The organism is Candidatus Hydrogenedentota bacterium (genome assembly GCA_016791475.1).
GTDB lineage: Bacteria > Hydrogenedentota > Hydrogenedentia > Hydrogenedentales > JAEUWI01 > JAEUWI01.
The window spans coordinates 105,266-113,641 of record JAEUWI010000020.1 but is presented as its reverse complement, the minus strand read 5'-3'; the positions used below and the strand labels follow the sequence as shown (position 1 = coordinate 113,641).

Below are 8,376 nucleotides of genomic sequence, written 5' to 3'. Positions count from 1 at the left end.
AGAAGAGCTACACTGAACTAGGAATGAGAAAAACTCCGAAGGATGCGCCAGAAACGGCTATTCGACACAGAAACTAACTATCTCGTGCTGCTCTTCCGGCGGCGGTATTGGAACCCCGATTCCATAAGTGTATTCGGGATAGAGTCGCAATTGGGATATCCATACGCCCTGAGACTCGCGGGGGACTTTCTTAACGAAGGCCCCCGAAGCAGGTCCGCCACAGACCAGATAAAACTCACTTTCGTACCGAAATTATTCATGAAGACTCCCGGAAGGCAGATGGCACCCTGAACACTAGGGTGCCAGATTCCCTCAAAGGATACCCGCTGGAGTCGAGAGGTGCAAACCGCCCCCTTACTCCCCCGTGCCCGGCACCTCCCACAGCCTGAACGCACTCGGCACGTGGAAATCCGGCTTCGTGGCGTCCGGCCGAACCCAGCTTATCCAGTTGTCGTTGGCTTCGCCGTGGGTGGCGGGGTTGGTGCCGTAGAATTCGGCGCGGAAGAGGCCGAGGCGGAGTTGCACGCCTTCTTTCACCGGCTGGCCGAGGAGTTCGCTGAGGGTAGCGAGAGGGATGGTGGCTTTTACCTTGTAGCCGTCCTTCGTCCGCTCGGCGGTGGTCTTGAGGCCGGGGCAGTTCCAGGTGTTGTCGAATTTGCGGTAGTGGCTGGCTTTGTAGTCGTGTACGCGGCCCTGGCTGTCGATCTCGATGCACCAGTACTCGGCGAGGCGCTCGTCTTTCGCGAAGAAGACTTCGACGCGATCTTCGCCGTCGAGGGTGTTCTCGCCGTTCCATTGTTCGGTGACGACGATGTCGGCGTCTTCGACGGTGAAGGTGAAGTGGAGCGCGTCGTCCGCCGTGTGGGCCTTCACCTCGGTGCGGGGCGCGGGTTTGTCGGCCCAGGGGTAGGTGAAGTCGGTGATGGTCTCGCTCGCGTTTGCGGCGACGCATGCGCCCGCCACGAGTGCGCAAAAAATCCCTCGTTTCATTGCAGTGCCTTTCCGTATTCGTCGAGCTGGGCTTGGGGGTCGCCGTGGAGGCGGAGGTAGTCGGCGTCGATGTAGGTGGCGAAGGTGGAGATATGCTTCACGCCGAAGGCGCGATAGGCGGTGATGTCGGCCTGGAAGACTTCGCTGTTCCAGGGCAGCTTGACAGCGGGACGGTTCCAATTGGAGAACTTGGATACGTCGAGCCAGTACTCCAGCACCTGGGTAGTGTCCGCGCCGAAGCGGACCATGTTTTCCTTGAGGATATCGAGATAGCCGCCGTTGGTGGCGGGGTCGGGGTGCTGGTCGTTGGGCCGGCTGGTGGCGGCGTCGCGATCGGCGATGGACTTCGTGTAGTCGCGCTGGAGCGGGGCGAATTCGAGGAAGATACCTTCCTCGGGTTTCACGTATTTCGGCGCGGCGAGGGTGCTGTGGTAGCTGATGTGGGAGAGCATGGCCTGGGGGTCCACCTCGCGCCGGAGCGCCCGGAGTATGTGATTTTCGACAAGCAGCGCCTGATCGCTCGCATTGAGTTCCTTCGCCTCGGGGCTGTAGTCCCACTTGGCGCCGTCGTCGGGCCAGTAGAAGTAACGGTGGGTCGTCGGGCGAAGAATCTTCGCGATGCGCACGGCCCGCTCCGCGATGATGTCGAGGGCCGCGCTGGAAAAGGGGTTGCAGTTCGCATCGACCACACGCCGCCCGGTCTCGTCCATGCGAAAGAGGGTCGGGTCTTTGTGAAAGTACTCACGCGAGAGCAACTCGCCCATGGCATGCAATTCATACTCCACCGCGATGTCCAACTTATTGCACCGTTCGAGGAAGTCCTGGCCCGCGTCACTCTGGACGAAATCGATGAGCACATCAAGGCGGATGGCGGCGTGAAGCGCGATGGTGGTGATGCCCGCGCGGTGACAACGCTCGGGCCAGTCGGTGAGTGTGAGATCAAAGGGATAGAGCACGATGCCGCGCGTGGGACGCGGCGGGGTCTTGGTGGGCGTCGTTGTGGCTTCCGCCTTTGCCTCGGCGGCGAGCAGCGCGGGCGAAATCACGGGGATGGCGGCGAGGAAGGTTCGGCGATTGAGATGGTTCGGCATGGAATCCTTGGCCTTTGTGAAAATCCAGCGGTGTATAGATTGCCGGGCTGCCCCCGGCGTTGGACTGCGCACTACGGTACCGCGTGGAGCGCAAGGATGTCATCCTCCGGCGCTCAGGCTTTCGAGTGGACTGCTAAACCCGCTTCGCGCATCAACGTGGGTTAGGCTTCCAGTTTTGAGGTATTTTCCCCGACTTTCAGACTGCTGTGGACCCCGCCGCCACGATACCGGGCGTGGTCAACTTCACGCAGCGAAACGTTCTCATGGATTTGCCCCCGCCGCCCAAAATTTGACCCAATCCGCCCCTGCCTTGTATCCTATTGGCTCCCAATTTCACGGTTTTCCCCCTTTTTTTGTATATGCGAGGCCCCCATGCATCCCTTCAGAACTCACACGTGCGGCGTATTGCGCAAGGAACAGGCTGGCGAGAAGGTCCGCCTTTCCGGCTGGGTCCACCGCAAGCGCGATCACGGCGGTGTTATTTTCATTGATCTCCGCGACCATTACGGGCTGACGCAGATTGTTATTAATCCGGACAGCCCCTGCTTTCCCGATGCGGAGCGTTCGCGGAATGAGAGCGTGCTGACGGTGACGGGCGAAGTGATCCTGCGCGCGCCGGAGGCGGTGAATCCGAACATGGTCACGGGCGAAATCGAAATTATCGCCCGCGAGCTTATTGTGGAGTCTCTTTCGGACATCCTGCCCTTCCCGGTGAACCAGGAGCTGGATTCGCCGGAGGAAATGCGCCTGGAGCACCGCTTCCTGGATCTGCGCCGGGAGCGCCTGCACAGCAACATCCTGCTGCGCTCCAAGACGGCGGCGCTGGTGCGGAAGTACATGACGGACCATGGCTTCACGGAGTTCCACACGCCGATCCTCACCAGCTCCTCGCCGGAAGGTGCGCGGGACTATCTGGTGCCGAGCCGCCATTACCCCGGCCATTTCTACGCCCTGCCTCAGGCGCCGCAGCAGTTCAAGCAGTTGCTGATGGTTTCGGGCTTCGACCGTTATTTCCAGATCGCGCCCTGTTTCCGTGATGAGGACTCCCGGGCGGACCGCAGTCCCGGCGAGTTCTATCAGATCGATATCGAGATGTCCTTCGTGACGCAGGACGAGATCTTCGCCCAGCTTGAAGGGCTGCTCTGCACGATCTTCAAGGAACTGTCGAACAAGAAAATCGTCTCCGAAGTGTTCCCGCGCATCCCCTACCTGGAGTCGATGGAGAAGTACGGCAACGACAAACCGGATATCCGCTTTGGCCTGGAGATGGTGGATTGCACGGACCTTTTCGGCCAGTGCGAGCTGAAGGTTTTCGCGAGCCAGGTGGAGACGGGCGGCGCGGTGAAGGTGATCAAAGCGAAGGGCGCGGCGGACCAGCCCCGGAAGTTCTTCGACGACGCGGAGAAGTACGCCAAGACCCAGGGTGCCAAGGGCCTCGCGTGGGTGGCGCTGCGCGACGGCGAGATGAAGGGGCCCATCGTGAAGTTCCTCAGCGAGAGCGAGAAAGCCGCGCTGGTGGAGCGTATGGGCGCGGTGGAGGGCGATGCGCTCTTCTTCGGCGCGGGCAAGCGCGCGGAGACGAACGCGCTGCTGGGCAAGGTGCGCACTTATCTGGGCGAGGCGCTCGAACTCATCGACAAGTCCCTGGCGGCCTTCTGCTGGATCGTGGACTTCCCCATGTTCGAGTACAACGAAGATCACAAGAAAGTGGACTTCAGCCACAACCCCTTCTCCATGCCCCAGGGCGGGATGGAGGCGCTGTTGACGAAGGACCCGCTGGACGTGCTGGCCTATCAGTACGACATCGTGTGCAACGGCATCGAGCTGAGCTCCGGCGCTATCCGCAACCACCGTCCGGACATCATGCTGAAGGCCTTCGAGATCGCCGGATACAATGAAGATGTGGTGAAGAACGAATTCCCGGCCTTGTGGAAGGCTTTCCACTTCGGCGCCCCGCCCCACGGTGGCATCGCGCCCGGCCTGGACCGCATCGTGATGCTGCTGGCCGACGAGCCGAACATCCGCGAGGTCATCGCCTTCCCGCTGAATCAGAAGGCGCAGGATCTGCTGATGGCCGCGCCGAACACGGTAAAGCCGGGCCAGCTCGAAGAGCTCCACCTGCAGATCAAGTATCCGCCAGAGCCGGAGAAGAAGTAAGCCCTCTTGCGATAGTGAATAATCGCGCGCCGGATTCCCTCGGGAGTCCGGCGCTGCTGTTTTCAGGGGGCCGTTACCCGGCTCAGTGGCCCTTGACCCGCGGGTACACGAAGCCGCAGTAGGCCACGAGCAGGGCGCTCGCCGTCAGGAGAAGGACAATGCCCCCGGCGCCTTCGACCACCGGCAGGCGGACGATGTAGTGATTCTGGGGATCCTCGGGATCGTAGCGGACGTATACGACGCCGCCTTCGGTGAGCTCGGCCACGCTGGGCACTTCGGGCGGGGATTCCCGGTGGGCCAGGTCGTTCATCCGCTCCGCGTAGGCCGCGTCCATGGCGTCTGCGGCCTGCTCATATTGCCCCGCGCGGACCATCTCTCGGACGTCGTCGGGAAAGTCCTGCACGCTGTTGAAGCCCTGGGCCCGCAGCGTGTCGAGCAGGGGCGCGGGCACGGCGTCAATCCGGTTGATGCCCCGCTGCCGCAGGATTTCGCGCACCTCGGGGGGCAGGTCATTGAAGCTGTGGTAGCCTTTGCGGGAGAGGAGGGTTTGCACTTCGCCCGGCAGGGCGCGGTAGCGCAGTCGGGCGAGAGGGTCCAGCGGGGTGGAGCCCTGGAAGACCCGCCCCTGAACCACGAAGCGATAGTGAATCCGGATGGCGGGGCGCGCGGCGCTGATGGGGTCGGTGTTCTCCACGAGGGAGGCCCCGATGACGCGACCGGGTACGACGGCCCAGGCGGCGGTGGGCCGCGTGACCCACCACACGACGGCGCTGCACAGCGTCAGGGCCATGAGGGCGACGGCGCAGTACTCCCAGAATCCGAAGTGGAGGTGCCGTTGTTTCTGCCTGAGTCCCATGGCGGGTAGTGCTTCCTGGCGCGGGTCGAATCCGGTCTAGTGACGAGCTTTCCAGCGCGGGTATAGCGCAAAGAGACACCACAATACTAAAACGGAGACGGCAATAGAAAGGCGTAACCACCAGACCGGGTAGTGGTTCTGCGTTGCGTGCAGGCTGTTTCTCCCCGGAAACTCGGGGTCGTAGAGCACCAGCAACGGAAAGCCCGGCTCTTCCAGACGCGACCATTCCGCTTCGGGCAGGGCGTTCGGGCTGAGACTGGTGGGCCACTCCCCCTCCCAGGCGTCGGTGTAGGTTGTGCCCCCGACCTGATACTGATACGCGACGTGAATCCGGTAGGGGGTGCCCAGGGCGCTGCTCGCGTTTTGCACCCGGTGCATGGACAGCACCGTGCCCTCGGCCTGCTGCCAGTCCGAGCCGGGCACGGAAAGGGATCCGCTCACGGCGAATACAACAAGACCGGCCAGCAGGAGAATCAGTGCGATCTCCGCCGGTCCGGTCCGGATGTGCTTCCTGTGCTGATGTAGTGCCACGATCTTGCCCTCGGCTCCAGTATAGCACGGGAGTGAGGTCAAGCTACGCGGTCGTCAGGGCTTGTGCTGGTCCAGTTTCTGCTGGAGTCCGGGCAGGTCGGGATCGAGCCGGAGCGCCCGCTGCCATTCTTCCCGCGCGCGGGTCACATCGCCCTTCAGGAGATAGGCGTCGCCCAGATGGTCGCGGAGTACCGCGTCATCGGTTTCCATGCCGTAAATCGCCTTCTGGATGAGATCCACAGCCTCGGCGCCCCGGCCCTGCTTGTAATACACCCAGCCCATGCTGTCCATATAGTAGGGATTCTCGGGATCGGCCGCCATGGCTTTGTTCAGCAGGGCGGTCGCTTCGTCGAGCTTTACCCCGTTCTCGGCGTAGAGATAGGCCAGGAAGTTCAGGATATCCGGATCGTCCGGAATGAACTGCATGTAGGCCGCCAGGTGGCGCTCGGTTTCCTCAAAATGGTCCAACTCCTCATGGCAGATGGCCAGATAGTAGTGCACCCACTGATCCGGGGTGAACTTGGCGAGGACCGCGTCCAGAATGGGCAGGGCATCCGCGTGTCGTTCCATGTTCATCAGAATCCGGGCGCGGAGGAGCTGGAGGATGCGCGAATCCGGGTGCTTGTCCGCCAGTCGCCCGGTCGCGTCCAGGAGCCAGGTCCCGGCGTCTTCCCGCCCGAAGAGGTAGAGGATATTGTTCAGGAAGGTGCCGCACTCGGCGTCGAAGTCGCCCTCGGTCGAGTCCAGGGCCTTCACGAGGAGCTGGGGGGAGGCACCGGACTCTTCATCGGCCAGCGCGCGGAAGATCATGTCGAAATAGGGCGCGCCCTGGGGCGGGGAAAGTTTGGCGACTTCGCCGAATCGCTTGGCCCGCAGGTGGAGATACATGGAGGCGATGTGGTGCTGGGGCTGGGCCTGGTTGGAACTCAGGATTCGCTGATAGAGCCCGATGGCCTGCTCGAAGCGGCCGAGACGGGCCTGGGCCCCGGCGAGGTTGTCCGCCGCGTCCATATCATTCGGGCGCCCATCCATGTAGGCGCGGAGTTGGGCGATGCATTCTTCGCTCTGGTTCGTCTCCAGATAGAGGACGCCGAGGAGGTATTGGGCGCGCATGTTGCGCCCGTCCAGCTCGAGGGTCTTGCGGAGGGCTTCAATGGCGCCCTCCTTGTCGTCGATGCGGATCAGCACGAGCGCCAGGGCGTAGCGGAGCTCGGCCTTCTCCGGCTCCAGTTCGATAAGGCGCTCGTAGATGTCGATCGCGGCGGTCAGGTCATTGCGCGACTGCTGCAGCTCCACCAGCATGCCATAACCCAGCGCACTGTCCGGCTCCAGCTTGATCGCGGTCTGGAGGGCGGTCATGGCCTCGTCGTAGCGTTTGAAGCGGTGGTAGATCTCGCCGAGCACGACATAAAGGTTGGCCTGGTCCGGCTGCTGTTTAACGGCCTTCTCACACATGGAGAGGGCCGCCTCGTAGTTCTCCTGCTTGAGATAGACCTGGATGAGCTGGATGGTCGGCGTGACCGCATCCGGATCAAGTTCGGGGATCTTGGACAGGGCCTCGATGGACTTGTCTTCCTTGCCCTGCCCCGCCAGCACGACGGCCTCGATGTAGCGGGCGATCGCCTGCGCCTTCGGGTCCGGCGCGCTCTCGTCGCGCCAATTGAGGTTTTCGAGGCCAATGGCCCGCACGGAGGAACAGCCGCAGATACCGGCAAGAAGGCACAGCCATACGATAGACTTGAAGGTTTCTCTCATGCTCTTTCGGGTCCTTCCCGGTAATTAGCTGCCTGGTTCTTCAAACAAGAGGCCGGACTCCCGCGGCCTGCTCAGCGGCGCGAAACTCATCCGGTGTATGGGGCATGGGCCAAAGCGGGCTATCGCATCCAGATGGGCGCGGGTGCCGTAACCCTTGTGCCGCGCAAACCCGTACTCCGGGTACGCCTCGTCATATTCTACCATCAGACGGTCCCGAATTACCTTCGCGATCACGCTGGCCGCCGCGATAGACTGGGAGAGGCTGTCGCCCTTCACAATTTTTCGCTGGGGCTGGGCCAGACCCGGCACCGCGAAGCCATCGATCAGCAGATAATCCGGTGTCGGGTTGAGCGCCTGAACCGCCCGCGCCATTGCGCCATAGTTGGCGCGCTGAATGCCATATTGGTCGATTTCCGCCGATGCGATGACCGCATGTCCGATGGCGTGGCCGTCAGCCATCAACTGCTCAAAATACGTCTCGCGCTGCTCGGCGGTGAGCTGCTTGGAATCGTTGATGCCGGGAACCGGCTCCGCCAGGATGACCGCCGCCGCGACGATAGGACCCGCAAGAGGCCCACGGCCGGCTTCGTCCACCCCCGCGATTCGGCTGAAGCCGAGGGCGGCGGCTTCCCGCTCAAAAGCCAGCATGGGCTCGGACTTCGGGAAGTTTGAGGAGATCGGTTTCATGAATCGGGGGTACCTGAAGATGCCTGCATCATGATGGTGAAGGGATGGGTCTTATGGGACCAATGGGACCAATGGGACCGATGGGACCGATGGAACCGATGGAACCGATGGAACTCAACCATGGTATCGCAAATGTGAATAGTGTTCGCGACCCATACGACCCATACGACCCATACGACCCATAAGACCCATAAGACCCATTAGACCCATAAGACCCATAAGACCCATACGACCCATCCAGGCCTGACGTCGCGTTTTCAAACGGAAAAAGGCGGATGGACCTCGTGTCCATCCGCCGGGCATTCCATA

General features: G+C 62.1%; 7 protein-coding genes. 1 reads left to right on the top strand and 6 read right to left on the bottom strand.

Annotated features, from left to right (window positions below; translation table 11 throughout):
• Positions 1-354: 354 nt before the first annotated feature.
• Together JNK74_12830 and JNK74_12825 are read right to left on the bottom strand one after the other, a co-directional pair.
• Complete coding sequence (locus JNK74_12830) at positions 355-990, bottom strand: carbohydrate-binding family 9-like protein (GenBank protein ID MBL7647063.1); 636 nt, start codon at positions 988-990, stop codon at positions 355-357.
• Positions 987-2,081, bottom strand: coding sequence for a DUF4838 domain-containing protein (locus JNK74_12825; protein MBL7647062.1), 1,095 nt, complete (start codon positions 2,079-2,081; stop codon positions 987-989). Before JNK74_12825 ends, JNK74_12830 begins: the two co-directional genes overlap by 4 nt.
• Before the next feature lie 372 nt (positions 2,082-2,453).
• Here JNK74_12825 and aspS point away from each other — a divergent pair, with 372 nt between their 5' ends.
• Positions 2,454-4,238 (top strand): aspartate--tRNA ligase, encoded by a 1,785-nt coding sequence (aspS, locus tag JNK74_12820; protein MBL7647061.1) that lies wholly within the window; start codon positions 2,454-2,456, stop codon positions 4,236-4,238.
• A gap of 82 nt (positions 4,239-4,320) precedes the next feature.
• On the opposite strand, the gene JNK74_12815 is transcribed toward aspS, so the two are convergent.
• The 4 genes from JNK74_12815 to JNK74_12800 are packed head-to-tail and all read right to left on the bottom strand — an operon-like array spanning position 4,321 to position 8,067.
• Complete coding sequence (locus JNK74_12815) at positions 4,321-5,094, bottom strand: hypothetical protein (protein MBL7647060.1); 774 nt, start codon at positions 5,092-5,094, stop codon at positions 4,321-4,323.
• Between the two features lie 36 nt (positions 5,095-5,130).
• Complete coding sequence (locus tag JNK74_12810; GenBank protein ID MBL7647059.1) at positions 5,131-5,625, bottom strand: DUF3592 domain-containing protein; 495 nt, start codon at positions 5,623-5,625, stop codon at positions 5,131-5,133.
• A gap of 54 nt (positions 5,626-5,679) precedes the next feature.
• Positions 5,680-7,380, bottom strand: coding sequence for a tetratricopeptide repeat protein (locus JNK74_12805; GenBank protein ID MBL7647058.1), 1,701 nt, complete (start codon positions 7,378-7,380; stop codon positions 5,680-5,682).
• Positions 7,381-7,404: 24 nt separating this feature from the next.
• Entirely contained in the window at positions 7,405-8,067 is a 663-nt protein-coding gene (locus JNK74_12800; GenBank protein ID MBL7647057.1) for a ribonuclease HII, read from the bottom strand.
• Positions 8,068-8,376: the final 309 nt, after the last annotated feature.